This window comes from Micromonospora sp. LH3U1, from assembly GCF_028475105.1.
Taxonomy (GTDB): Bacteria; Actinomycetota; Actinomycetes; order Mycobacteriales; family Micromonosporaceae; genus Micromonospora.
The window spans coordinates 4,627,198-4,653,353 of the sequence record NZ_CP116936.1; the positions used below are offsets into that span (position 1 = coordinate 4,627,198).

At 71.5% G+C, this 26,156-nt stretch carries 14 protein-coding genes; 5 read left to right on the top strand and 9 right to left on the bottom strand.

What is annotated here, in order from left to right; genetic code table 11:
* Positions 1-2: 2 nt before the first annotated feature.
* From PCA76_RS21190 to PCA76_RS21200, 3 genes are read left to right on the top strand one after another with little or no spacing between them, the layout of a single operon-like run.
* A complete protein-coding gene (locus PCA76_RS21190; protein ID WP_272612226.1) occupies positions 3-3,164 on the top strand; it encodes a non-ribosomal peptide synthetase in 3,162 nt (1,053 codons plus the stop codon).
* The gene (locus PCA76_RS21195; protein ID WP_272612227.1) at positions 3,161-4,414 is read left to right on the top strand and encodes a cytochrome P450; all 1,254 of its coding nucleotides are present in this window, start codon (positions 3,161-3,163) and stop codon (positions 4,412-4,414) included. Before PCA76_RS21190 ends, PCA76_RS21195 begins: the two co-directional genes overlap by 4 nt.
* A complete protein-coding gene (locus PCA76_RS21200) occupies positions 4,407-5,810 on the top strand; it encodes a condensation domain-containing protein (RefSeq protein ID WP_272612228.1) in 1,404 nt (467 codons plus the stop codon). The genes PCA76_RS21195 and PCA76_RS21200 overlap by 8 nt, the downstream gene beginning before the upstream one ends.
* A gap of 15 nt (positions 5,811-5,825) precedes the next feature.
* On the opposite strand, the gene PCA76_RS21205 is transcribed toward PCA76_RS21200, so the two are convergent.
* From PCA76_RS21205 to PCA76_RS21230, 6 genes are all read right to left on the bottom strand, one after another.
* The gene (locus PCA76_RS21205) at positions 5,826-7,166 is read right to left on the bottom strand and encodes an MFS transporter (RefSeq protein ID WP_272612229.1); all 1,341 of its coding nucleotides are present in this window, start codon (positions 7,164-7,166) and stop codon (positions 5,826-5,828) included.
* Entirely contained in the window at positions 7,167-9,164 is a 1,998-nt protein-coding gene (locus tag PCA76_RS21210; protein ID WP_336298007.1) for a condensation domain-containing protein, read from the bottom strand.
* Positions 9,080-14,926, bottom strand: a complete 5,847-nt coding sequence (locus PCA76_RS21215) for an amino acid adenylation domain-containing protein (protein WP_336298008.1) — start codon at positions 14,924-14,926, stop codon at positions 9,080-9,082. Before PCA76_RS21215 ends, PCA76_RS21210 begins: the two co-directional genes overlap by 85 nt.
* Positions 14,907-17,549: a non-ribosomal peptide synthetase gene (locus PCA76_RS21220; protein ID WP_272619502.1), complete on the bottom strand. Its 2,643-nt coding sequence runs from the start codon at positions 17,547-17,549 to the stop codon at positions 14,907-14,909. The genes PCA76_RS21215 and PCA76_RS21220 overlap by 20 nt, the downstream gene beginning before the upstream one ends.
* Before the next feature lie 28 nt (positions 17,550-17,577).
* Positions 17,578-18,297, bottom strand: coding sequence for an aspartate/glutamate racemase family protein (locus PCA76_RS21225; RefSeq protein WP_272612230.1), 720 nt, complete (start codon positions 18,295-18,297; stop codon positions 17,578-17,580).
* Positions 18,298-18,489: 192 nt separating this feature from the next.
* The gene (locus PCA76_RS21230; protein WP_272612231.1) at positions 18,490-19,215 is read right to left on the bottom strand and encodes a PAS domain-containing protein; all 726 of its coding nucleotides are present in this window, start codon (positions 19,213-19,215) and stop codon (positions 18,490-18,492) included.
* Between the two features lie 382 nt (positions 19,216-19,597).
* Here PCA76_RS21230 and PCA76_RS21235 point away from each other — a divergent pair, with 382 nt between their 5' ends.
* The gene (locus PCA76_RS21235) at positions 19,598-20,437 is read left to right on the top strand and encodes a thioesterase II family protein (RefSeq protein ID WP_272612232.1); all 840 of its coding nucleotides are present in this window, start codon (positions 19,598-19,600) and stop codon (positions 20,435-20,437) included.
* A 30-nt stretch (positions 20,438-20,467) separates the two neighbouring features.
* Here PCA76_RS21235 and PCA76_RS21240 read toward each other — a convergent pair whose 3' ends face one another.
* Positions 20,468-21,145, bottom strand: coding sequence for a response regulator transcription factor (locus tag PCA76_RS21240; protein WP_272612233.1), 678 nt, complete (start codon positions 21,143-21,145; stop codon positions 20,468-20,470).
* Between the two features lie 1,686 nt (positions 21,146-22,831).
* Between PCA76_RS21240 and PCA76_RS21245 the strand changes: the two genes are divergently transcribed.
* Positions 22,832-23,389: a M23 family metallopeptidase gene (locus PCA76_RS21245; RefSeq protein WP_272612234.1), complete on the top strand. Its 558-nt coding sequence runs from the start codon at positions 22,832-22,834 to the stop codon at positions 23,387-23,389.
* Between the two features lie 77 nt (positions 23,390-23,466).
* Here the strand turns inward: PCA76_RS21245 and PCA76_RS21250 are convergent, their stop codons facing one another.
* Both PCA76_RS21250 and PCA76_RS21255 read right to left on the bottom strand, forming a co-directional pair.
* Positions 23,467-23,805, bottom strand: coding sequence for a hypothetical protein (locus PCA76_RS21250; protein ID WP_272612235.1), 339 nt, complete (start codon positions 23,803-23,805; stop codon positions 23,467-23,469).
* Positions 23,806-23,828: 23 nt separating this feature from the next.
* Positions 23,829-26,138 (bottom strand): MMPL family transporter, encoded by a 2,310-nt coding sequence (locus tag PCA76_RS21255; protein WP_272612236.1) that lies wholly within the window; start codon positions 26,136-26,138, stop codon positions 23,829-23,831.
* Positions 26,139-26,156: the final 18 nt, after the last annotated feature.

Below are 26,156 nucleotides of genomic sequence, written 5' to 3' on the forward strand. Positions count from 1 at the left end.
GCATGGAGCTCACCGAGGAGAAGTTCGTCGTACCGACGTCGTACTCCCAGCGGCGACTGTGGTTCCTCGAGCAGATGGAGGGCGGCGGGCACGCCTGGAACATCCAGGCGGTGCTGCGTCTGCGCGGCGCCCTCGACCCGGAGCTGCTGCAGGCCGCGGTGAACGCGGTCGTTCGCCGCCACGAGGCGCTGCGCACGACGTTCGCCGCGGAGGACGGCGATCCGGTCCAGGTGGTGTGGCCCTGGTCCGGAATCGAGCTGGAGACCGTGGCGTGCGACGGCGGCGGCGATCCGGCGGACGCCGCAGACGAGTGGCTGTCGCGGTCCTGGCAGCGGCCGTTCGACATCGAGTCCGGCCCGTTGTTCCGCGCCGCGCTGCTGCGGCTCGGCGAGGACGAGCACCGCCTGGCCCTGGGCCTGCACCATCTCATCGCCGACGGCTGGTCGCTCCAGGTCCTCTACCAGGAGGTGATCGAGAACTACCGGCGCCTGTGCGGCGGGGAGGATCCGCTCGGCGACGACCTGCCGATCCAATACCCGGACTTCGCCGTCTGGGAACGGGAGAACCTCACGCCGGAGACGCTCAGGCTGTCCCTGGACGTGTGGCGTCAGCGACTGAAGGGCGCCGGGGAGGCCACCGAGCTGCCCGCGGACCGGCCCCGCACCGCCGGCACGGCCGGCCAGGGTGCCCTGCTCCTCGCCACGCTGCCCGGAGACCTGGTCGACGACGTCCGCGCCTTCGCCGCCGAGCGCGGCGCCACGGTCTTCATGGTGCTGCTCGCGGCCTTCGACACGCTGCTGCACCGCCACTCCGGCCAGACCGACGTGATGGTCGGCGTTCCCGTGGCGGGCCGCGGCCAGCCCGGCCTCGACGAGCTGATCGGCTGCTTCGTCAACACCGTCGTCGTCCGCGGTGACCTTGACGGCGATCCCACGTTCGAGCAGCTGCTCGTGCAGGTCCGTGAGGTGTCGCTGGAGGCGATCCAGCACCAGGAGGTGCCGCTGGAGTGGCTCGTCAAGGAGCTGCGCCCGGACCGTGACGGAGGCCGGCAGACCTTTTTCCAGACGGTGCTGCACGTGGCGGAGGTGTCGCTGAACAGCATCCGCCTCGACGGGCTCACCGTCGACGTGGTGCGGATGGACACGCAGGCCCCGGGGGTCGATCTGGCGCTGACGCTCGTGCCCACCGACTCGGGCCTCGCCGCAGCCTGGGAGTACGACGCCACCCTCTTCGACGCCGAGGGCATCGAGCACCTGCACGCGCGTCTTCGGACGCTGCTGGAAGCGGCGGTGACGGAGCCCGGCCTGCGCGTGTCCCAACTGCCGATGCTCGGCGAGGCGGAGCGCGACGCGTTGGTCGCTCCCGGTCCGGCGGCCGATCCTGATCCGCCGCTGCTACATGAGGTGTTCGCGCGGTGGGCGCGCGAGCAACCGGACGCAGTCGCGGTCAAGACCAACGAACAAACCTTGACGTACGCCGAAGTCGACGCCCAAGCCAACCGCCTCGCCGCCGCACTACGCTCCCACGCCGTCGGCCCAGAAATACGCGTCGCCATCTGCCTGCCACGAACCACCGAATGGATCGTCGCACTCCTCGCCGTCTTCAAATCAGGCGGCGCCTACGTACCCCTGGACCCCGAATACCCACCCGCACGCCTGGAATACATGCTCACCGACTCCGGCGCCGCCGCACTCATCGGCACCGGCCCCCTCAGCGAACACCTCGCACACACCTGCAACCTGCCACTGGTGCCCCCCGACGCCCACGACAACGACACCCCAACCACCAGCAACAACCCCCACCCCCAAAACCTGGCCTACGTCATCTACACCTCCGGCTCCACCGGCCGCCCCAAAGGCGTCCAGATCAACCACGCCTCACTCGCCAACATGCTGGCGGCGCAACGCGCCCGCCTTCCGCACGGCGCCGACGACACCGTGCTGCAGTTCTGCTCGCCCAGCTTCGACGCCTCGATGTTCGAGATCGGGCTGGCCGTCGGGGCCGGCGCCAGCCTCGTACTCGGCACCCGGGACGACCTGGTCCCCGGTGAGCCGCTGGCGGCGCTGATGCGCCGGCACGAGGTCACATCCTGGACGGCGCCGCCGTCCGCCATCGCCGCGATGGGCGCCGCGCACGTTCCGAGCCTGCGGGTCGTGATCGGCGCCGGCGAGGTGCTCACGGCCGGCACCATCCGGCACTGGACGGGTCAGGCCCGATGCTTCAACCTGTACGGCCCCACCGAGGCGACCATCTGGGCCACCGGCCACGAGGTGCGGGCGTCTGACGGGGTCGGGGCGCTGCCGATCGGCGGCGCGATCCCCGGATACAGCGCGCTGGTGCTCGACGAGCATCTGTGCCCGGTGCCGGTCAACGTGGTGGGCGAGCTCCACGTGGGCGGCGTTGGGACGGCCCGCGGCTACCTCGGCCGGCCCGGCCTGACGGCGGAGCGCTTCCTACCCGATCCGTACTCGAAGGAACCCGGCAGACGCCTCTACCGGACCGGTGACCTGGCGCGCCGGCGGCCGGACGGAACGCTGGTGTTCGTCGGCCGGGCGGACGACCAGATCAAGGTCCGTGGCTTCCGGGTCGAGCCGGGCGAGATCGAGGCCGCGCTCACCGCGCATCCCGGCGTGCGCGAGTGCGCGATCGTGGCCCGCGCGGACGCGCACAGCGTGGTCGGGCTGACTGCCTGCGTCGTACGGGAATCGGACCAGCCTGCGGTGGACGACGCGGAGCTGCGGGATCACCTGGAGGGGCGGCTCCCCGCCCACTTCTGGCCGACGCGCTACCACTTCCTGGAGAGCCTGCCGTTCACCAGCAACGGCAAGGCGGACCGGGCCGCGCTGACCGCGCTGATCGACGACGCCGTCGAGCGGGCCCCGATTGAGGAGGCCGGCTATGTCGCGCCGCGCACCCCGCTGGAGGAGATCCTCGCGGAGATCTGGCAGGAGGTGCTGGACGTCCCGCGGATCGGCGTCCACGACCAGTTCTTCGAGAAGGGCGGGCACTCCCTGCTCGCGGCCCAGGTCATCGCCCGTGTCAAGGCCGCGACCGGCCTGGAGGTCTCGGTGCGGCTGCTCTTCGAGCACCGGGTGCTCGCCGACCTCGCCGAGGCGATCATGGAGCTTGCCCTCGCTGAGGAGCAGAGGGCTGGTGAGCGATGAGCACGGCGCCGGACCTCGCGGACCCCGTGGCCGTGGACGTCGCGGACCCGGTGCTGCACCGGGATGGCGTGCTGCCTCCGGTGTGGCGCTGGATGCGCCACCACGACCCGGTGAGGTGGACCGAGCGCTCCAACAAGGACGCTTTCTGGTCGGTCACCGCCCACGCCGAGGCCGTGCAGGTGCTGCGCGACAGCAAGAGGTTCTCCTCGGAGCGCGGCATCCGGCTGGGGGGTGACCCTCTGGCGGCCGCCGCCGCGTCCCGCAAGATGCTCATCGTCACCGACCCGCCCCGGCACGGCGACATTCGGCGCATCATCGGCGCCGCCTTCACCGCGCGCACCGTGCAGCGCCTGGAGCAGAACATGCGGGAGACGGTCACCGCCTGCCTGGACGAGGCCTTCGAACAGGGCGCCGGCGATTTCGTCCAGACCATCGCCCGGCTGCCCGTCTCCGTCATCTGCGACCTGCTCGGAGTTCCCCGGGAGGACTGGGGCTTCATGCTGGACCGCACCACCGTGGCCTTCGGCGCCGTCGACGAGCACGGCGGCCCCACGGCCGACGCCGCCGAGGCGCATACGGACATCCTTCTGTACTACCTGGAGCTGGTGAAACAGCGTCGGCGCAGTCCGCGCGAGGACGTCGTCACCGCCCTGACCCAGGGCGAGGTCGACGGCAGGCCGCTCACCGACGAGGAGATCCTCCTCAACTGCGACGGCCTGATCTCGGGCGGCAACGAGACGACGCGCCACGCCGCGGTGGGCGGTCTGCTCGCCCTCGCCGCGCATCCCGACCAGTGGCAGGCGCTGCGCGACGACCCCGGCCTCCTGCCCACCGCGGTCGAGGAGATCCTGCGGTGGACCACGCCGGGCGCGCACACCCTGCGCACTGCGGTCCGTGACACCGAGCTCGCCGGCAGGGCGATCGGGGCGGGACAGTTTGTCGTGGTGTGGGGGGCGGCGGTGAACAGGGACGAGTCGGTCTTCGACGAGCCGGACACGTTCCGCCTCGACCGCAAGCCCAACCGCCACCTCACCTTCGGCCACGGCGCCCACTACTGCCTCGGGGGCGCCCTGGCGACCAGTGAGCTGCGCGTGCTGTTCGGCGAGGTGGCGCGCCGCGTGGCCGCCATCGGGGTGCCCGGGCCGGTCCGCCGGGTGCGCTCCAACCACATCGCGGGGTTCGAGGAGGCCGTCCTCGCCCTGGAACCCGCGGCGGCGGCCGGGACGAACGGAGGTGGCCAGCATGGGTGACAGCCGTACGCCCGCAGTCTCCGCCGCGCGCATCGACTTCGAGCGAAAGCTGCTGGCTCGCGCCGCGAGGGGCAGGCAGGCCGTCGCGAAACGGCCCGACGTCATCCCGGCCAGCTTCGGGCAGGAGCGCATGTGGCTGTCCGACTGGCTGGATCCCGAGGCGTCCACGGAGAGCACCGTGTTCGTCATCGGTCTGCGGGGTGACCTCGACGTGACGGCGCTGCGGGGCGCCGTCACCGACCTGGCCCGCCGCCACGAGGTCCTGCGCACGGTGGTCGAACCAGGAAAGGGTGGTCTCGTCCAGCGGGTCCTGCCCTCGGCGGACGTCCCGCTGCCCGCCGTCGAGATGCCGGCCGACGCCGAGGCGGTAGAGACTTTCGCCCGCGAGCAGCTGGTGCGCAAGCTGGACCTGGCCAAGGAACCGCCGGTGTCGTGGTCGCTGCTGCGCCACGCCGAGGACGAGCACCACCTGGTGCTGCGGATGCATCACATTGCCGCCGACGGCTGGTCGGAAGGCGTACTCAATCGGGATCTTTCCCTGCTGTACCGGGCCCGGGCGACCGGGGAACCAGCCGGGTTGCCCGAGCTGCCTATCCAGTACGCGGACTTCGCGATCGGCCAGCGGGAGCGGCAGTCCGGCGCCGGGCTGGAGCGCGGCCTGTCCTACTGGCGGCGGCGGCTCGCGGGAGCGCCCACGACGGTTCCGCTGCCCTTCGACCGGATGCCCGGCGAGGACGACGCGCTGGACTCGGGCACCGCCTTCGCCAGGATCCCGGGAACCGTCGTGGACGACCTGGAGAAGGTGAGCGCCGTCGAGGGCGCGTCCGGATACATGGCGCTGCTCGCGGCCTTCGCGGTCACGCTGTGGCGCGGTTGCGGCCAGCAGGACCTGGTCATCGGATCACCGGTGGCCGGCCGCGAGCTGCCCGAGACCGAGCAGCTCATCGGCGTGTTCACCAACACCCTGCCGATGCGGGTCCTGGTGCGCCCCGAGGAGTCCTTCCAGCAGATGCTGCGCCGCGTCCGGGAAAACGCGCTGGACGACCTCGCCCACGGCGAGGTGCCCTTCCAGCGCCTGATCGACGCGACCAGGCCGGCCCGGGTGCCCGGCCGCCTGCCGCTGGTGCAGGTGATCCTCCAGTTGGACAACACCGGCTTCGCGGAGCCCGAGTTCTCTGGCGTCGAGGTCTCCTACCGGCAGCTGTTCGCGGAGAAGTCTGCGCTGGACCTGACCGTGAGCCTCGGGCGGCGCGGGCCGGACTACATCACGGTCTGGAAGTACCGCTCCGGTCTGCTGGAGGAATCCACCGTACGGCTGCTGCACGACCGCTTCGTCGCCGTCATGCGGCAGCTCGCGGCGCGGCCAGACGCACCACTCCTGGGAGCGGAAGGATAAGCGGGGCGGGAGGAATCAGGATGGCGTCGCCGCGACCGCGAGTCCCGGCGCCTCCTTTTCGTCGGCGTCCTTTTCGTCGGCGTCCGGCAGTTCCTGCTCCATCCGCCGCACCGCCCGGGGCACACACGTGATCGCGACCACGGCCAGCAGCAGCACCCCGGACAGCAGGAACACCATGCTGATCCCGCCGCCGGTGCCCGTTCCGGTGATCCGCCCGGCGCTGTCCGCCAGCGGCCCGTCCGCCAGAGGTGTGCCGACGTACTCGGTGAGCGGGCCGGCGACCGCGAACGCGATCGGGCCGGACGACCAGGCGAGCAGGCGGCGGATGGAGAAGACCCGGCCCTGCAACTCCACCGGGGTTTTCCGCTGCCAGAGAGTCGGCGTGACGGCGTTGGTCACGGCGTAGCCGCCCAGGATGCCGAACATGCAGATGGCCAACAGCCAGGGGGTGCCGTGGCTGGATCCGATGCCCAGCAGCAGGAAGCTGTGCAGGACGGCGACCGCGAGGATGGTACGGACCAGGTGCTTCGGCTGCCGGGTGAAACTCATGATGCCGCTGACGGCGATCATGCCGACCGCGCCGACGGCGTTGATGACGCCGAGGGCCGACGGCGGGTGCGAGCTGAGCACCAGCGGCGCGAGAAGGACGAGCGCCATCTCCATCATCAGGTTGTAGCCGGCGAAGAAGAGCAGCAGGCCGAGCAGGCCCCTGCGCTGCCTGATGAACTGCCAGCCCTGGGCCATCTCGGACAGCATCGGGCGGCGCTGCGCGTCCGCGGAACGGACCGGCGGGATCGCGGCCCGGAGGCGGTAGGACAGCAGCATGGTGCACGTCGCGACGAGGAACGTGGACAGGTCGACCAACAGCAGGCCGTTCAGGCCGAGCACGCCGTACAGCGCTCCGCCGAGGAGGTCACCGAAGACCATGCCGACGGCCTCGGCCATACCGACCCGGCCGTTGGCCTTGCTGAGCTGGTCCTTGGACACCAACTGCGACACGAGGCTGGCGAAGGCCGGCCACTGGAACGCTTTGAAGACCGAGCTGACCGCGACCATCACGTAGAGGTGCCACAGCTCCAGCCCGCCCGCGAGGCTGAGCGTCAGCAGTACCAGCGGCCCGAGAGCGGTGCCCAGGTCGCTGAGCAGCATCACCCGGCGCCGGTCGAAGCGGTCGATGATCACCCCGGCGAACGGCAACGTGAGCAGGCCGGGCAGCGAGCCCGCCAGGATGAGTGTGGCGAACGCCGTCGGCGACCCGGTATGGGCGAAGATCCACACACCGATGCCGAACGTCGTCATTGCCGAACCGATGAGCGAGATCGCCTGCCCCGACCAGATCAGGTTGAAGACGCGCACTCAGCGACCTCCGGGCGCATCGGGGGCACTGACCGCCTCGGCCAGCAGGGACAGGAAGCCGTTCAGCCGTTCCCGCACCGCCTCCCGCTCGAAGAGCTCGGTGCTGTATTCCAGCCAGCCGGCGAGCCCGCCAGCGGTCTCGTGGCAGCGCATGTGCAGCTCGTAGCGGCAGGTGCCGCGATCCAGCCGAAGCGGCGTGGCGGACAGCCCTGCCAGCCCTTCCCCGGCCGGCGGCAGGTTCTGCACGGCGAACATCGCCTGGCACAGCGGCGGACGGCTGCCGTCAGCCGCGGCGTGCGCGGCGACCACCTTCTCGTACGGCAGGCCGCGGTGCTCCCACACCTGCAGGAAGGTTTCCCGCACCCGCGCGACCAGTTCACGGAACGTCGGCTCCCCGGCGAGGTCGGCGGGCACCGGCACGATGTTCGCGAACGGACCGGCGACCTGCTCGGAGTCCGGGTCGGGCCGGTTGGCCACCGGGACGGCGACGAGGAAGCGCTCCGCGCCGCTGAGCCGGTGGAGCCAGCGCTCGAAGGCGGCCAGCAGCACCACGAAGGGGGTCGCGCCGGCCTCGTCCGCGAGCCGACGCACCCCGGCGGCCACGTCGGGATCGACGTCGAACGGCTCCACGGCGCCGGCCAGGGACCAGCGCTTCGGCCGCGGCCGGTCGGTGGCCAGCGGCAACAGCGCCGGCATGCCGTGCAGTCGGCTCCGCCAGAAGGCGGCGTCGGCCTCGCATGCCGGCGTGTCCAGCCGGGCGAGCTGCGCCGCGGCGTAGCCGTCGAAGCCGGGCACGGGCGGCAGCTGCGGCAGCCGGCCGGCGGCCAACTCGCCGTAGAGCGCGGCCAGGTCGCGCTGGAGCACCGAGAGCGTCCAGCCGTCGGCGACGATGTGGTGCACCGTCAAACCCAGCACGTGCTCCCGCTCGCCACAGCGGACGAGGACGGCGCGCGCGAGCGGCCCGCGCTCCAGGTCGAAGGGCGCTCGAAGCTCGGCGGTGGCACGCCGCGCCGCCTCCTGCCGCGGGTCGGCGGCGCCCGAGACGTCGTGCCGGACCAGCGGCAGCAGCACCCGAGGCTCCACGACGACGCCCGGCCCCTCCGCCACGCCGGGGAAACGGGTGCGCAACGCCGGGTGCCGGTCGGCCAGCGCATCCAGGGCGCGGGCGAGGGAGACCTCGTCGACGTGTCCCTCGACCCGCGCGTTGAAGCCGACGTTGTACGCGGCGGTGTCCGGTTGCTGCCGCCAGTGCCGCCAGATGGACTCCTGGCCGGGAGTAGGGCCGGCGCGGCCGGGCGCGGCCGGAACCACCGGGCCGGCCCCGCCCGCCACCGGTGCAGCGGCCTCGATCCAGTCGGCGAGCGCGGCCACCGTGCGCAGGTCGAGGATCTGCCGCAGTGGCACCTCACACCCCGTGGCCACGCGCAGCCGGGCCGCGAGCCGGGCCGCGAGCAGCGAGTGCCCGCCGCGGGCGAAGAAGTCGTCGTCCCGGCCCATCGCCCCGCCGCCAACGCGCTCGTCGCCGAGCACCTCCGCGAACACGTCGGCCACCACGGCCTCGGTGGGCGTGCGCGGTGGCGCTGAACGCACCGCCGGCTCGTCGAGCGCGGTCAGCGCCCGACGGTCCACTTTGTTGTTGGCGGTGCGCGGCAGCGCGGGCAGCACCCGGATGACGGCGGGCACCTGGTAGTCGGGCAGCAGGCCACGCAGCGCCGAGCGCACCGCATCGGCGTCCAGGGTGGCGGGTGCGACGCAGCCGACGAGCCGGACGGTGCCTGCCAGGCCCACGGGCCGCACGGGTACGACTGCCGCCTCCTCGACACCCGGCAGGGTGCGCAGCACGCTCTCGATCCCGGCCGGTTCCACACGGTGGCCGCGGATCTTGACCTGGTCGTCGCCGCGGCCGAGGAAGGTCAGCGTGCCGTCGGCCTCGCGGCGGGCGAGGTCGCCGGTGCGGTACACGCGGGCGCCCGGAACGCCGGAGAAGGGGTCGGGCACAAAGCTTCCCGCGGTGAGCGCCGGCTGGCCGTGATAGCCCTCGGCGAGCCGTCCACCCCCGATCCACAGCTCGCCGGGCACGCCCACGGGGGCGAGGTCGCCGTGCCGGTCGACGATCCACATCCGGGCACCGGCGACCGGGACGCCGAGCGGGGCGGGCCGCGGTCGCCCGGTGCCGCGGTGACGAGCGCGCTGGTGGTGGTCATGGTGGCCTCCGTCGGCCCGTACTGGTTGACAACCGTCGGCCGGCCGGCGAACGCCGCGCCGACGCGCGCGCAGTCGGCTAGGTCCAGGGCCTCCCCCGCGGTCAACAGCAGACGCAGCCGGCCGCCCGGCGACGGGTGGCGCTCCTCGGCCACGGTCAGCAGCGCGCGCAGTAGCGTCGGCACGACGCTCAGTATGCAGGTGACCTCGTGCCGGTCGATGGCGGTGACGAGTGCCCCCGGGTCGGCGGCGCGCTCGTCGTTCAGCAGGACCACCCGGGCCCCGGTCGTCAGCGGCCCGAGCAGGTCGCGCACGCAGGCGTCGAAGGCCAGCCCGGCGAGTTGCAGGACGGTGTCCTCGATACCGAGGCCGAAGCCACCCAGATAGTCGCGGAGATAGGCGGTCGCTGCGGCGTGCGGGGTGCGCACTCCTTTCGGCCGGCCGGTGGAGCCGGAGGTGTAGACGAGGTAGGCGAGGGCGGCCGGGTCGACCGCCGCGGCGGTGTCGGGAACGGCGGAGTCGTGCGCGGCGACTGCCGCCTCGTCGTCGGCGAGCACCACGGTGGGCAGACCGCTGCCCTCGCACGCCGCGGCCCAGGGGCGGTCGGTGACGACCAAGGCGGTGCCGCTGTCGGCCAGGACGCGGCGCAGCCGGGCCGGTGGGTTGCCGGGGTCGAGCGCGACGTACGCGGCGCCCGCCAGCAGCACGGCCAGCACCGCGACCGGCTGCTGCGCTCCCCGGCCGAGGCAGAGGCCCACCAGCGTGCCCGGCCGCACACCACACCCGGCCAGGTGCCGGGCGAGGCGGGCGGCCCGCTCGCCGAGTTCCCGGTACGTCCACTCCCCCTCGTCGGTGACCAGGGCCACGGCCTCCGGTGTGCGGGCGATCTGGTCGAGGACCAGGGTGTGCAGGCAGGCCGGGGCGGTGGCAGCGCCGGGCCGCAGCCCGCCCGGGGCGAGCTCCGCGCGCTCGGCGGGAGTGAGCATGCCGAGTTCGGCCAGCGGGGTGTCCGGGGCGCGCGTCGCCGCGCCGAGCAGGGCCAGCAGGTGGCCCGTCAGCCGCCGGACGCGGTCCGCGCCCAGCAGCGGCGTGCGATGCACGACCCCTCCGCCGAGGCCCTGCTCGCCGTCCTCGAACAGCACGTTCAGGTCGGCCTTGGAGTGCCGCAGGCCGAACGGCTCCGGCTCGAGGGTGACTCCACCGGCGAACGGGGCGGCGCCGGCCCGGAGCGGGTCCATCGACACGGCGTACCGGGTGAGCGCGCGGCCGTCGAGCCCGAGCGCGTCGACCACCTGGTCGAAGGGCAGCAGCCGGTGCTCCTGGGCGTCCAGGACGGCCGTCCGCGCCGCGCGCAGCAGCGTCCGGAAGCCGTCCTCGGACCGGACCGGGATCCGCAGGACGGCGGTGTCGAGGAGCAGGCCGACGATGCCGTCGAGGTCGGGACGGCCGCGGTCGGCGACGGGCATGGTCAGCACCACCTCGTCGGCGGCGCAGTGGCGGGCGAGCACGGCGGCGTACGCGGACAGCATCACCGTGAACGGCGTGCAGCCCTCGACCCGGGCCAGCTCCCGCACCCGGTCCGCCGTCGCGGGCGGCACCGCGAACGGCAGGGCGGCGCCCGCCGAGCCGTCGCGGGCATCGCGTGGGGCGTCGGTGGGCAGTTCGGGCGCCCCGTGCGCCCCCGCCAGGCGCTCGCGCCAGTGCGCCAGCTCCGCCGCCCGCACCTCGTCGGCGACCGGTCGGTTCCGCCAGCTCGCGTAGTCACCGGCACCGAGCCGGCCGGGCAGCTCGGCGGGCCGGCCGGCGAGGGCCGCGCGGTACGCCGTACTCAGGTCCTCGATCAGCAGCTGGATCGACCATCCGTCGGCGACGATGTGGTGCGGGGTCAGCGCCAGCACGAGCTCGTTGTCGCCGAGCGGCACCACGGCCGCGCGCACCAGCGGCCCGCTGGCCAGGTCGAAGCGGGCTTCGGACTCCTCCGCGAGCACCGCCTCGAGCGCACGGCGGCGCTCCTGTTCGCCGAGGTGACCGAGGTCGACGACGCGCTGCGGGAGCTCGACCGCATCGGCCACGACGCGCACGGGCTGCCCGTCGACCGAGGGGAAGCAGGTGCGCAGCGCCTCGTGCGCAGCGGGCAGCGCGCGCAGCGCCGTCTGCAGCGCGGCCACGTCGACGCCGCCGCGTAACCGGCAGACGACGGGCATGTTGTACGCGGGGTCGCCCGGCTCCAGTTGGTCGGCGAACCAGATCCGCGCCTCGGCCGCGGAGACGTCCGCGACACCCTCGCCGCGGGCGCGCACCGGCTCCGTCGGGGCGCTGTCCGGCGACGCGGGCAGCTCGGCGACGCGGGCGACGAACGCGGCGAGGGTGGGCGCCTCGAAGAACAGCCGCAGGGGCACCTGCCTGTTCACCCGCTCCCGCACGGCGAGCAGCGCCTCCATGGCGAGCAGGGAGTGGCCGCCGCGGGCGAAGAACCCGGCGTTCCGACCGATCTGGTCGGCACCGAGGACACGGGCCCAGATCTCCGCGACGGTTCGTTCGAGTTCACCCTCCGGCGGCTCGTACGCCTCGGCCGGGGTGGCCTCGGGCTCCGGGTCCGGCAGGCTCTTGCGATCCACTTTGCCGCTGGGCAGCAGCGGGAAGGCGGGAAGCACGGCGAAGGCGGCCGGGACCATGTAATCGGGCAGCCGGTCGGACAGCCACTCGCGCAGCGCTGCGGCCTCAGGTGTGCCGGCGGCACTCGGCAGCAGGTAGGCGACGAGGCGCACGCCGCCGGACCGGTCGTCCCGGGCCGCGACCACCGCCTGGCCGACCGCGGGGTGCTCGGCCAGGGTGGACTCGATCTCGCCGAGCTCGATCCGCATGCCGCGGATCTTGACCTGCCGGTCGGCGCGGCCGAGGTAGTCGAGCCGGCCATCGGGCAACCGGCGCACGAGGTCACCGGTGCGGTACAGCCGCCCGCCGGGCGGCCCGAAGGGGTCCGGCACGAACTGCTCGGCGGTCAAGCCGCGGCGCCCGAGGTAGCCACGGGCGAGCTGCACGCCGCCAACATACAGCGTTCCGGGCACACCGACGGGCTGCGGTGCGAACGCGTCGTCGAGCACGTGGCAGCGAACATTGTCGACAGGCGTGCCGATCGTCACCAGTGGCTCGTCCGGAAAGCATCGCGCGGCAGTGACGTTCACGGCTGTCTCGGTAGGACCGTAGGCGTTGTACAACTCGGCGTCGAACGCCGCGAGGCAGCGGGCGGCCAGCTCGGGTGGCAGCGGCTCCCCTGCGCTTTTGAGCACCCGCAGGGAGGGCACGGGCACGTCGCCGCCGTGTTCCAGCAACGCGGCCAGCATGGTCGGTACGAACCGCACGTAGGTGACCCGCTCGCCGGCCATCAGGGCGCGCAGGTACTCCGGGTCGCGGTGGCCGCCGGGCTCCGCGATCACCAGCCGGGCGCCGCCGGCGAGCGCGGCGAAGACCTCGACCACGGAGTCGTCGAAGGTGACGTTCGTCTTCAGCAGGACCGTCTCGCCGGGACCGATACCGAAACGGTCGGCCTGCCAGCGGATCTGGTTGTGCGCCGCCCGGTGCGTGACCATCACGCCCTTGGGGCGGCCGGTGGACCCGGAGGTGTAGAAGACGTACGCCAGTTGGTCCGGCCAGGCCGCGGGCAGCGTCCAGTCGCCAGGCCGGGCGGCGATGTCGGCGGCCTCGGGTGTGGCGTCGAGACACACCGGTGCGCAGCCGGCCGCCTCCGCCACGCCGGCCAGGGCGGTGTGTGTGACGACGAGCCGCACCGCCGCGTCCCGTAGCACGGCGGCCGTGCGCCCGGCCGGATGATCGGGGTCGAGCGGCAGGTAGGCGGCGCCGGACCGGACGATCCCCAGGATCGCCACCACCAGGTCGAAGGAGCGCTCCAGCAGCACCGCCACCGGCTCGTCGGGGACAGCGCCCAGCGCCCGCAGGTAGTGGGCCAGACGGTTCGCCCGCCGGTCGAGTTCCCGGTACGTCAGCTCCTTGCCGCCGTACACCAGGGCCACCGCGTCGCCGTCCCGCGCCGCCTGCTCGGCCACCATGGCCGCCAGGTCGACCGGCCCGGGGTGCTCGCGCACGGGTCCCTCGGCGTGCCGGGCGGCCAGCTCGCGCTCCTCGGCGCCGAGCAGCGGCAACCGCCCGATCTCCTGGCCGGGGTCGGCTACCGCGGCCCGGGCGAGGGTGACGAGATGCTCCAGGATCCGGGCGGCGCTCGCCTCGTCCCACAGCTCGCGGTCGTACTCCAGAGTCAGCTCGTACGAGTCGCCCTCCTCGGTGACCTCCAGGCTCAGGTCGAACTTCGCCGCGCCCGTCTCCGCGCACGGCACGTACACGGCCTTGGCGTCGCCGAGCGCCGATGCGCTCTGGTCGGCCACGTTCCAGACCAGCATCACCTGGAACAGCGGCGTGGCCGCGAGGTCCCGCGTCATCGGCAGCGACTGCACCACGTGCTCGAACGGCACGTCCTGGTGCGCGAACGCGGCGGCGGCGTCGCCCCGAGCCCGGTCGAGCAACTCGCGGAAGGACAGTCCGGGGCGGCAGTCGGCGCGCAGCACGACGGTGTTGACGAACAGGCCGATCAGCGGTTTCGTGCTCGGCTGCGTCCGGCCCGCCACGGGGACGCCGAGGAGGAAGTCGGACTGGCCGGAGTAGCGGTGCAGCAGGGTCTGTAAGCAGGCCAGCAGCACCATGAACGGCGTTGCCGCCGCGTCTCGGGCGAGCGCGCGGACGGACCCGGCCAGGTCGGCGTCGACGAAGCTGTGCACCAGGCCGCCCGGCCGGGTGCGACGCTGCGGCGGCCGCCGGTCGGCGGGCAGCTCCAGCGCGGGCGGCAGGTCGGCCAGCCGCTGCCGCCAGTACGCGAGTTGCTCGTCGTGGCCGCCGGCGGCCACGACCCGGCGTTCCCAGGCCGCGTAGTCGGCGTAGCGGACGGCGGGTGCGGCGGGCCGGGAAGCCCGGCCGAGCTCGGCGGCGTACCCCTGCGCCAGCTCCTGCCGCAGGATGTCCATCGACCAACCGTCGATGGCGATGTGGTGCGCCGTGAGCACCAGGTGGTGCAGGGTGTCGTCGGTGCGTGCCAGCAGCCCGCGCCACACCGGGCCGGTGCGCAGATCGAAGGTGCGCCTGAGCTCCGCCGCCTGCAGCGCCTCGACGGCGTCCGGGTCGTCGGAAAGTTCGGCGCGGCGCAGCACGAACGACGGCTCGTGCGGCACCATCGTCTCCGTGCCGTCCCGCCGCTCGTACACGCTGCGCAGCACCTCGTGGCGCTCCTCGATGCCGCGCAGCGCCCGTTGCAGCTCCTCGGCGTCGATCGGGCCCTCGAGCCGGAAGGTCATGATGAGGTGGTACGCGGAGGTCCCGGGCTCGAGTTCCTCGAGGAAGAGCATCCGCTCCTGGGCGGGGGCGCTGGGGCCGGGGCCGCTGGAGCGCTCGATGGCGGTGCGGGGGCCGCGGTCGCTGCGGGCCGCGGACAGGCGCTGGGTGATCAGGTCGCGAAGTTTGTCCGCGCGGTTGTCAGCCCCGCTGGCCGGCACTGTGACCCTCCTTCTCGCTCTCCTCGAGCGCCTCGATCTGCTCCAGGAGCGCCCGCTCGACCACGGCGGCGAAGCCGGCGAGGGTCGGGTGGTTCAGCATGGTCAACGGCGGCACGTCGATCTGCAGATCGCTCTTCAGACGCGCCAGCACCTGAGGAATGAGCATCGAGTGCCCGCCCAGGTCGAAGAAGGCGTCCTCGGCGCCGACCCGCTCGACCGCGAGCACCTCCGCCCAGAGCGCGGCGACGACCTCCTCGACCGGGGTACGCGGCGCGACGTACTCCGCGCGGCCGGCGTCCACGAAGTCCGGCGCCGGCAGAGCGGCCCGGTCCAGCTTCCCGTTGGCGGTGGCGGGCAGCGCGTCCAGCACGACGATCTGCGCGGGCACCATGTAGGGCGGCAGCCGGTCCGTCAGGCCGGCCCGCAGCTCGACGGGATCGAGCGCGCTTCCGGGGCGCGGCACGGCGTACGCGATCAGGTGCAGGTTCGGTGCGGCGCCGTGCACCGCGGCGACGGCGGAGGCCACCCCGGGCAGGGCTGCGAGGCTCACTTCGATCTCGCCGAGCTCGACCCGGAAGCCGCGGATCTTGACCTGGTGGTCCTGCCGGCCGAGGAACTCGATGGTGCCGTCCGGCCAGAAGCGGGCCCGGTCGCCGGTGCGGTACAGCCGCCCGCCGGGCTCCCGGCCGTACGGGTCGGGGACGAACTTGGCGGCGGTCAGCCGCGGATCGGCGTGGTAGCCGGTGGCCAGGCAGCGACCGCCGATGTAGAGGTCGCCCGGGGCACCCACCGGCGCCGGGCGCAGTCCGGCGTCGAGCACGTAGTAGCGGGCGTTGGCGATCGGACGGCCGTACGGGATGCTCGGCCAGGCCGGGTCGACCTTCGCCACCGGGAAGTGGTTGGACCAGATCGCCGCCTCGGTGGCACCGCCGAGCGCCACCACCTCCGGGTCGGCGAAGGCCGTGCGGGCGGCGTCCGGCAGGGTCAGGGGCACCCAGTCGCCGCTCAGGAAGACCAGCCGCAGCGAGTGCCCGGCGGGCGGCTCGCGCAGCGCGAAGAACGGCTCGAGCTGTTGCAGCGCAGCCGGTGCCGAATCCCAGAACGTCACCCGCTCGCGGTCGAGGATCGCCAGCAGCCGCTGCGGGTCGCGCAGCTCCTCGGTGGCGGCCACGCGAATGCTGCCGCCGGCGGCGAGCAGCCCGAAGATGTCGTAGACCGACAGGTCGAAGCTGAGCGAGGCGGTGAACAGGACCTGGTCGGTCGGGCCCATCCGGTATGTCTCGTTCACCCAGCGGACGAGGTTCACGGCGGGCGCGTGCGCCATCATGACGCCCTTGGGCCGGCCGGTGGACCCCGAGGTGAAGATGACGTACGCGGGATCGCCGGGGCATGCGCGCGCGGGCGCGGGCGCGCCGGGCGGTGGCTCGGCAAGCGCGTAGTCCACCGTGACGTCCGCCGGCCCCGTGCCAGCCTCCGGCCCCCGGCCATCGCCGCCCAGCCAGAGCACCGACCGCAGCGCGGGCAGCCCCTCGCAGCGCCGCAGCACCTCGGGCACAGCTCCGGGGTCGGTGAGGACGACCGGAGCGGCGAGCGTCGCCACCAGGTCGCGTACCCGTTCGGCGGGCAGGTCCGGGTCGATCGGCGCGTACGCGGCGCCTGCCTTCAGGACGCCGAGCACGGCGACCACGGTGCCCACGGTACGAGGCAGGCAGAGCGCCACCGTGTCGCCGCGGCCGACGCCCGCCGCGGCGAGCCGGGCGGCCAGCCGCCCGGCGGCGGCGGCGAGCTCCGCGTAGCTGAGGCTGTCCTGGCCCTGGACGACGGCGAGGGCGTCCGGGGTGCGGGCGGCCCGCAGCTCGAACAGCTCGTGCAGGCAGCGCGGCTCGCCGAGGTCGCGCTCGGTCGCGTTCCACTCCTCGACGACCTGTGCGAGCTCGGAGTTCGGCAGCGGGCTGAGGTCGCCCACCGGGTCGCTGGCGGAGGCGCCGGCGAGCGCGGAGAGCATCTGGTCGAGATGGGTGAGCAGGCGCCTGGCGTCGGCGTCGGCGAGGAGCCCGCCGGCGTGGTCGAGAAACAGCCCGGGCTCCGGGCCCAGCGCGGCGGTGACCTCGATGTCGAACACCGGCGTGCTGGCGGCGGGCGCCGAGCGCGTGCAGCGGACGATGGTGCCGAAGAGGGCGGTGCCGTCCGCAAGGTCGGCGCAGGCGGCCAACTCGGCGAGGGTCAGCCCGGCGTACGCGTCGCCGCGCTCGCAGTCCCTGCGGACGGCGTCGAGATACGAGCCGAGGCGCTGCAGCGGGTCCAGCCGCACGCGCAGCGGCCACAGCTCACCGCCGGGCTCGTCCGCGAACGCGCCGCAGACCACGTCCTGTTCGCCGGCGTGCGCGGTGAACACCAGCCCCCAGGCGGCGAGCACGAGGTGATCGGGCGGCAGGCCCGCCGCTGCGGCGGCACACTCGAGATCGGACACCCGCTGGGCCGTCCACCGCAGCCGGGCCCTGCCGCGCTCGCCTCCGTCCGGGGCGGCGACCCGCTCGACACCCAGCCGCGTCGGCTGGGTGACACCGGCGAGCTGCTCCCGCCAGTACCGCAGCGCCTCCTCCACATTTACCGAGGATTTCACCGAGCACTCCTCCGTTCCGTCGTCTCTGTCATTCGGCGAGCAGAGACTTCAGTTGTGTGGCGATGGTGAGCAGGGGGTCGATGATCCGGTGCTCGCCGCCGCGCAGCCTGCGCGTCAGCAGGTGGGCCTCGGTGCAACCCGCGATCAGCCCTCGGCAGCCGTGCTCGGCCGCGATCCGCAGGAAGCGGGTGGAGATCTCATCGGTGGCCGGCTCCGACTTGAGGCGATAGAGCAGCTGGTGCAGTGTTTCTTGAACCTCCGGCCCGGGGAGCACGACCCGGTGCGCCACGGTGGGCCAGCGGGTCGTCCGCTCGAAGACGCGGGCGTCGCGCGTGCCGTGGCTGGCGACCAGCAGAAGGCGCTCCCCCGCGCCGACGGCTTCGAGTTCGTCGAGGATCACGTCCACGAGCGAGATCAGCCGGGTGCGCCGGGCGGGCTCGAGCCGGTCCAGGAAGTGGTGGGCGGTCACGCAGGCGACCACGATCCGGGTGGCCCCTAGTTCCTCAAGACCGGCCAGGCGGCGCGCGAGCCGCGCCGTGAACTCCACCTCCCCGCCAGTGCGGATCACCTCGGTGCGGTCGGGAAAGGCCGGGTCCGAGTCGAGCAGGCAGCGAGGCAGGGTCTGTTCGGCGAACGAGCCCGACTGCTCGGCCGCTGCCTCGTACACGGTCTGGAGGAATCCGGCCGACGCGGACGGGCCCATCCCGCCGAGGACACCCAGGGCGCCGCTGTAGCCGTCAGCCGTCATGCGATCAGTAAAGCTGCGGAGAGCTAGGGACATTTCTAGTCGACCGTTTCACTAAGGGATCTTCCAGTGGACGGCTGTCGGGGTCGCGGCGGCGGCGTCACGTGCCGATACTGGGCCTACGCGATTGGCGTCGGTCATTCGAGGGCGTGGAGCGGAACAAGGGGCGGAGGGGCGGGCATTCGGGCGGGGCAGTCAGGATCGTATGCACTCAGGGAGCACTTTGGGCGGCCAGCAGCCCACGGTGAAAATCCCCATCGAGTAGGCCTTCGCGGCGAGCGCGGTGCGATTCGGCACCTTGAATTGCCGCAGAAGAGCGCTCACGTGATATTCGATCCCCTGGCGGCTCAGGAAGAGCTTGGCCGCGAGCCGCACGGTGGGATCGCCCGCCGCCACGCCTTCCAAAATCTTGGCGGTGAGGGCGGTCAGCTTTAGCTGCTCGCTGACCTCGGGTTGTGATTCCTCGATCCGCTCGGGCACGAACTGCACCACGATCATGCGGACCTTGCCGTTGTTGTCGTCCACCGGAAAGGCGGCCAGTTGCCCGGCGATGTCAGTCCTCGCGAAACGCACGGCGAGAGAGTGGCAGACGACGTGACTGCGCCGTCCCTGGACGAGTCGCTCGAACTGGCGCAGCAGGCCCTGCCGCACGCTGAGGTGGAGAAACGCCACGAAGCTGTGGTCCTTGATGGTCTCGCGTGGACGGCCACACTGCTCGCCGAACACGTCGTTCGACGCGCGCACCCGCAGCGCCGGGTCGAGGACCGCCAAGCCGATGCCCGACCTCTCGAACAAGGAGAGCACGACGTCGCCGTACTCCTCGCTGCTGATCTCCGAGGCCGGCAGCAACGGCGCGGTAGTGCGTGAATTACCCGGATAAGTGGAACAAGGCATTTCCATGACTGAATTGACCGCATACATGCAGTAAAAGCTCCCCCGTGTCGGTCTTGCATAGCGTCAGCAGACTGTTAACAACAGGTGCGAGTATCAATGTTCGGTTGACCAGGGCAACGCAGAACCGAACCGCCTTTATGGATAATGGACGAATTCGCGGCCGAGGATGACAATGCCCTTTGGTGCAGGTCATCGACACCGAGCCGTTCCTGCGATACGGGCCGAAGCTACAACCGGTTCGATGACGCCGTCAAGGCGTTCGATCGCCGATGAACACGACAGCCGACCGTAGCCGGATGGCGCGCGCCGTATGGCCCGGTTGAGGTGAACCACAGCCCTGTGCAACGGTCTTATGTCGAGGCTGTGCTCAATCCGAACTCGGCCATCCACGGCACGAAAGGTGCGAGCCTTGCGGGAGTCTGGCGATGATTCACCGGCCGTCGGGGAACCGGGAGCCGCCGGCTCCGCCGTGGTCGCGGCCGAGCCGGCACGCAGCGCGCTGCCGTGGCTCGGCACATCCGGCTGGACCCCCGCCCTGCGGCTGTTCTGCTTCCCGCACGCCGGTGGCGGCGCCGCCGTCTTCCGGCCCTGGGTTTCCGGCGATGGCCGGGCGCGGATCCAGATCTGCCCGGTACGGCCGCCCGGCCGCGAGACCCGGTGGGGCGAACCCGTACTCGGCCGCGTCGCCGATCTCGCCGAGGACTTCCTCCGTGCGGCAGCCCCGCTGCTGACGACGCCGTTCGCGTTGCTCGGCAACAGTCTCGGCTCGCTGGTCGCCTCCGAGGTCGCCCGGCAGGTGCACGAGCGCGGCCTGCCCGCACCCGTGCACCTGCTGGTCGCCGCCTCGGCGGCACCCGGCACGGACGCCCGCCGCGTCCAGCTGTCCGGCCTTTCCGACGCGAAGTTCGCCGGTGAGCTCCAGCGCCGTTACGGCGGCATCCCCGACACGATCCTGAACGATCCCGAGCACCTGGAGGCGTACCTGCCGACCCTGCACGGCGACGTGGTGGCGGGCGAGACTTATCGCCCCGACCCGGAGCCACGGCTCACCTGCCCGGTGACGGCCCTGGTCGGCGTCGCCGACTCCAGTGTGCCCGTGGGCAGTGTGGACGGCTGGCGGACGAGGACCACCGGCCCCTTCGCCCGTCACGTCCTGCCCGGCGGGCACTTCGCCGTCCTGGACCACCGCGAGTTCGTTCTCCGCATTCTCGAAGCCGACGCCCCGATCCGCCAGAACGCTCACCTCTGACCCGGCGCTACGCCCGTGCCGGCGGGCACGTTACGGCAGCAGACCCTCCTTGATCGCTACCGCGGCGGCGAGCGTCCGATTCGAGCAGTTGAGCTTGGACAAGATGTTCGCCACCAGGCGCTTGACGCCGTGCTGGCTGATCAGCATGCGGCGGGCGATCTGTTTGTTGCTGAGCCCGGCGGCGACCAGCACCAGAGTCTCACGTTCCCGCGGCGTCAGCTTCTGTGAGACTGGGCGCTCCGGTGGCGTCTCCCCACGCACACGCTCCAGCAGGCGGTTGGCGAGCATCGCAGGCATGGGCACCTCGCCGCAGGTGATCTGGCTCAGCGCCGCGGCGAGCGCATCCTCGGTCACGTCGTCCTTGATCAGAAACCCGTTGCTGGGGAACTCTGTGACGGTGTCGAGGCAGTCCACCTTGCGCTCGATCAGCACCAAGATCTTCGTGCCGCACCTGACCGCCGTGTCAGCGACCAGATTCACCCCCCTGCCTTTCAGGTCATGGCAAGCGATGACCAGGATGTCAACCGGACCATGTTCGCAGAACGGAACGTAGTCAGGATGGACGCTGACAAAGGTTTCGACGTCAGTGACTTCCGCCAGACTTCCCAACATGTCGCTGAGACCTCGGCGTGTCAACTCGTTGTCAGTGAGCACCAGAACCCTGTAACCGTCGCGATCCTGCTTATGTAGATCGACTAGCAGGTCCACGGTGACCGTTTCCTCCGAACATCGAAGAATGTCTTACTCGGCTTCACAATACGACACTGACACGCGGCCGATCAAGATGATCCGGTTGACTTGGGATGTCGTTTACATGTGTGAAGCAGAAAGTACGGGTGAGTTACGAAGAGCGAGTTTCAGCCCGATTTTGCAGGAATCGGAGCTCCTAAAAAAGTGCTTGACCGCAAAGACCGCCGTCGCAGTCCGAGCCCCGCGGCACGGCCGGCACCCCGGACCGACAAGATCAATATCTGCGGCACTTTGGGCGCCTACAACAACCGCCGCTCCGCGAACCGCCCGCAGCCGGATCATCCGAACCGTCGATGTCACCGCCGGAGGCCAGTTAACAAAAACCATCCAAATACCAGCGAGGCCGGAACTTCTCGGCCTTGGCCTTCGCCTTCGCGGCGCAGCCACGAAGGCGAAGAGGCGGTGGGAAGCGGCCTCTTCCACTCGCACCGCGCGCTGCCCGCACTGCGGACGATGTCGTGCCTGCTCGTGACCGGTGGACAGGTCCACCACCGGATGCAGTCGACCCCGACCCGGCCGCGGAACCGGCCGGTCCCTGGTCGGCCGGTAGAGCCGCGCTGGCGCAAACGCCGCCGGCACTCCGGCCTGTGCGCGGAAGTCGCTTACCCAGCAGGCCGCCCAGATCCCAGCTCGCGCCCGGGCTGACCACGGCTTCGTGAGGCGGCCGGGGCAGCAGTCGGCTCGGGACCACGGCGTGACGTGGCTGGTCGCCGCTTCGATACCGCCGCGGAGGTGCTGCCGCAGGCGCTGCTGGCCGCCGGCTCGCGCGGCTGTCCGACCGGGCCAACGCAGAGGTCCGCCGCCGAGTGGCGCTGACTCAGCGTGGGCCCGTGGTCGTGGTGGCCGCACCGCTTCTACGCTCGTTGCGCCGCCTCTGAACTGCCCGAACTGCATCGTCGCCATCCCCGATCGAGACCGGGTGGGCGCAGGTCCGTGCATTTCCGGCAACCAGAGTCACCATCGCTGACGCCCAAGGCACCAACCGTGTCATCAAGACCGTCGCCCGCGACGGCTACGGCTACCGCAACCCCGAGAGCCAACGGCTACACGCCCGCACCCATCACCCGACGCAACCGCGGACGCCTCAACCCCGCTCAACTTCGAAGCTCCTGAAAAATTGTTCCGGTATGGCGCGCGAGCCTGCCGCTTCTTGCCGGCAGCGGCGGCGAACGGAGCGGAGTTGGGACGAGACGGCGAGACCGGCAACGCCTTGACTTGTGCGCCGGACTGCCGGGAACACCCACCGCGAGCCTGCCCGGAGATGCTCCGAGGGCCGCCGCCACCGCCTGACGCACGGCTCCGACCAGCGGCATATCCACCCTGGCCGGAGCAGCCGGCAGAGCGGTGGCCCGCCCCTGCGACAGGGACCGCACGGCCCCGGGCACGCGTGGCACGGCACGTCGATCTGAATTCGCAGGTGAGTTTGCACGGACACACGAATCGGCGACAGCGCCTTCCGGTGCCAAAATGAGCACCGTTGCTTATACTTGCTCGATGAATGAGAGTCTTTCCGCGCCGCATGGGGCCAACGAGCTCGTCATTTCATTGCCATTTACCGGATTGTGGCTTGCCCGAAACAGTCCGGCACGACGCGTCCCGAGCCATGGGACAGATCTGCTGGGAGAACGGTATGCCATTGATTTTGTGGGCGTCGACGAGCGGCGCCGCACCTCCGCCATCCGTGATTGGCGAACGATACTGGCCACCGAGCCCCCGGACCGCTATTACGCGTTCGGACGGCCGATTCTGGCCCCGGCCGACGGCGTCGTCGTCGACGTGCACGACGGGGAGGCCGACCATGTCGGGCGCCGATCCCAGTTCGCGCTGGTGCCCTACGTGCTGGGCCAGGCGCAGCGCCTGCGGCAGGGTGTGGGCGCGGTCGCCGGCAACTACGTGACCATCGCGCTGCCCGGCAACAGGGCGTACGTCGCGCTGGCGCATCTGCGGGCCGGGTCCGTCCGCCCCGCGCTGGGCGACCCGGTACGCGCCGGGCAGCAGATCGCGGAGTGCGGCAACTCCGGCAACTCGACCCAGCCGCACGTGCACGTGCAGATCATGGACAACGCCGACATATCTGCGGCCCGTGGGGTGCCGATGGCCTTCCGGGAGTTCCGCGAACGACGCCGCGGCTCGGCTCGCTTCGAGGACCGGGCGACCGGGATCCCGGGCGAGGAGTCGATCGTGCAGCCGCTGGCTGGCTGACCCCTGACCGGCCGGTGCCGCGCCACGGACCCACCGTGAACGGTGAGTCGTGACGCGGCAGGGCGGGCCGCGCTCGGTCAGGCGACGTGCGCCTCCTCCAGCACGACGAGGCGGCCGGTGCCGCTGAGCGTCGCCACGTCGAGGTCGGCGATGCAGCGCACCGGCACGTAGTCGAGCGTGAGGGTTCCCTCGACGTGCACCCGGCCGGTCTCGGCGGCGAAGTCAGCGCCGCTCAGATCGGTGGCGTCCCGGTCCACCCGCACGCCGAGATCCGTGCCGCCGACGGTACCGGGGAACTTCACGAAGACGTGCCCGATGTCGGTGAGGCGCTGCTTGAGCTCCGCCGCCGAAGGGTCCGGGCCGCCGACCACGACGGGCAGCTCACCAGCGGAGAGCCGGCGAATGAGGTCGTTCACGACATGTACTCCATTCAGATTCGTCAGTGATTGGCAGGAATTGGTTCGCGGGACTCGTCCGCGTCCGGCATCTCCGTGACGACGTCCTGCCGCCGGCCGGGCCACCAGTTGCGGTCGCCGACCTTGACGGCGATCGCCGGGACGAGCAACGTGCGGATCACGAAGGTGTCCAGCAGGAGGCCGACCACGATCGCGAAGCCCATCTCGAGGTACGACTTGATCCCCGAGAAGAGCAGCGGCGTGAACGTGCCGGCCAGGATGATGCCGCACGAGGTGATCACGGAACCGGTGCGGGCGAGGGCGTTGCGGACCGCCTCGGTGTTCGACCGCCCGTGCGTGTGGTATTCCTCCTTCACCCGCGTCATCAGGAAGATGCTGTAGTCGATGCCCAGCGCCACCAGGATCACGAAGGCGGCGATCGGGGCGTCGATCCACAGTCCGTCGTAGCCGAGGACGTACTGGAAGAACGCCACCGTCAGGCTCATCGTCGCCGCGTAGGCCAGGACGATGGTCGCCACCATGTAGATCGGTGCCACGAGGCTGCGCAGCAGCACCGCGAGGACGAGGAAGATGCCGACGAGCACGATCAGGGCAATCACGACGGAGTCCCGCTTCTGCGTCGCCAGGTTGTCGCGGACCTCCGCGGTCACGCCACCGACGTACGTCCTCGCGTCCGCCAGGTTCGTGCCCTGCAGCGAGTCCCGCATAGTGCCACGGATGTCGGTGATGGTGTCGAGCGCCTGCTCCGAGTACGGGTCGTGGCTCAGCTCGGCGCTCATGTTGACGGTCGTGCCGTCGGCGGACACGTACTGGGCCACATTTTCCTGCGTCGGCACCGTCACCCGGCTCACCCCGGGCAGAGCCTGCAGGTCGCTGCCCAGCTTCGCGACCGTGGCGAGTTGGTCCTGGCCCCAGCCGCCCTGTCGCGACTCGACGACGATCGTGATCGCGTTCTCCGCCCCGGCCGCCTCGCCGAAGTTCTCCCGCAGCACGGTCAGACCCTGGTAGGAGTCGGTCGACGCGGGCAGCAGCGCCCGTAGCTCGTTGTTGTCGAAGCGGAACCCGGTCAGCAGGCCGAGGAAGGGCAGCAGCACCAGGACGGTGGCCACGATGAACCGGGTCGGCCGGCGGGTGACCGACGACGCGACCCGATCCCAGATGCCGTGCTTCGGGGTGCCGCCGCCGGTTCCCACGCCCAGGCGCCGCGCCCGCACCTTCGACGGAACGAACGGCCAGAACACCTTCTCCCCGAAGATCGCCATCGCCGCGGGGATGAGCGTCATGATGACCAGGAACTCGATGAACACCGCGATCGCCAGCGCCGGACCGATGCCCTTGAAGTTGACGTCCTGAGCGAACGCCATGCCGCCGAAGGCCACGATGACGGCGCAGACGCTGGCAAAGATGGCCTCGCCGCCGTACCCGATCGCGCCGCGCAGCGCCTCCCGTCTCGCCACACCGTTCAGCAGGCTGTCCCGGAAGCGGGAGAACATGAGCAACGAGTGGTCGGTGCCCAGCCCGAACAGGACGATGATGAGGAATACCAGCGCGTTCGGCGAGACGCTGAGCCCCGCGTCCGCCGCGAAGCCCAGCACCCCCTGCGAGATCGTCAGAGCCAGCCCCACCGAGAGCAGCGGGAGGATCGCGGCGATCGGCGACCGGTAGATGATCAGCAGCACGATCAGGACGAACGCGAGCGTCATCACCAGCGTGCGGTTGAGGCTCTCCTCCTGCAGCGTGATGGCGTCGCCCCAGATGGCGTTCCCACCAGTGAGATGCACGTCGAGACCGGACGGTGCCGCCGGGGCGCCACCACGCTCGGCGGCGTCGCCGGACAGATAGCCGCGGATCCGCGGCATGATCTCCTTGGTCTGCTCCAGCCAGGCGTTGTTGTCCTCGGTCGCGTACGCCATGTCGAGGTTCAGCGTTATCAGCGTGGCCTTGCGATCCTGGCTGATCAGCGTGCCGGCGTTCTGCGGATCCGAGTACGGCGACGCGGTCGACCGCAGCCGGATGTCGTCCTTGCGGCCAGCCAGGAACTGCTCCAGGGACCGCACGTAGGTCTCGTCGGCGGCGGTCAGGCCACTGTCTCGGAAGACAGTGACCGTGACCTGGTTGTTCGCCACTTCCTGCACCTGCGGGAACTTTTCCGCGATCAGTTCGCCAGCCTGGAACGCCTCCAGGCTCGACCGGGACCGGGCCTCCTGCTGGCTGGTGTTGGCCTCCTCCTGCAGATTGGGAGCCGCCTGCACCAGGACCGCCGCGAGGATGATCCAGAACGCCACGGACAGCCAGCGACCGGCGACGATGGCTCGGCTAGCCTTGAGAAACAACGTCTGCTCTTCTCTGTC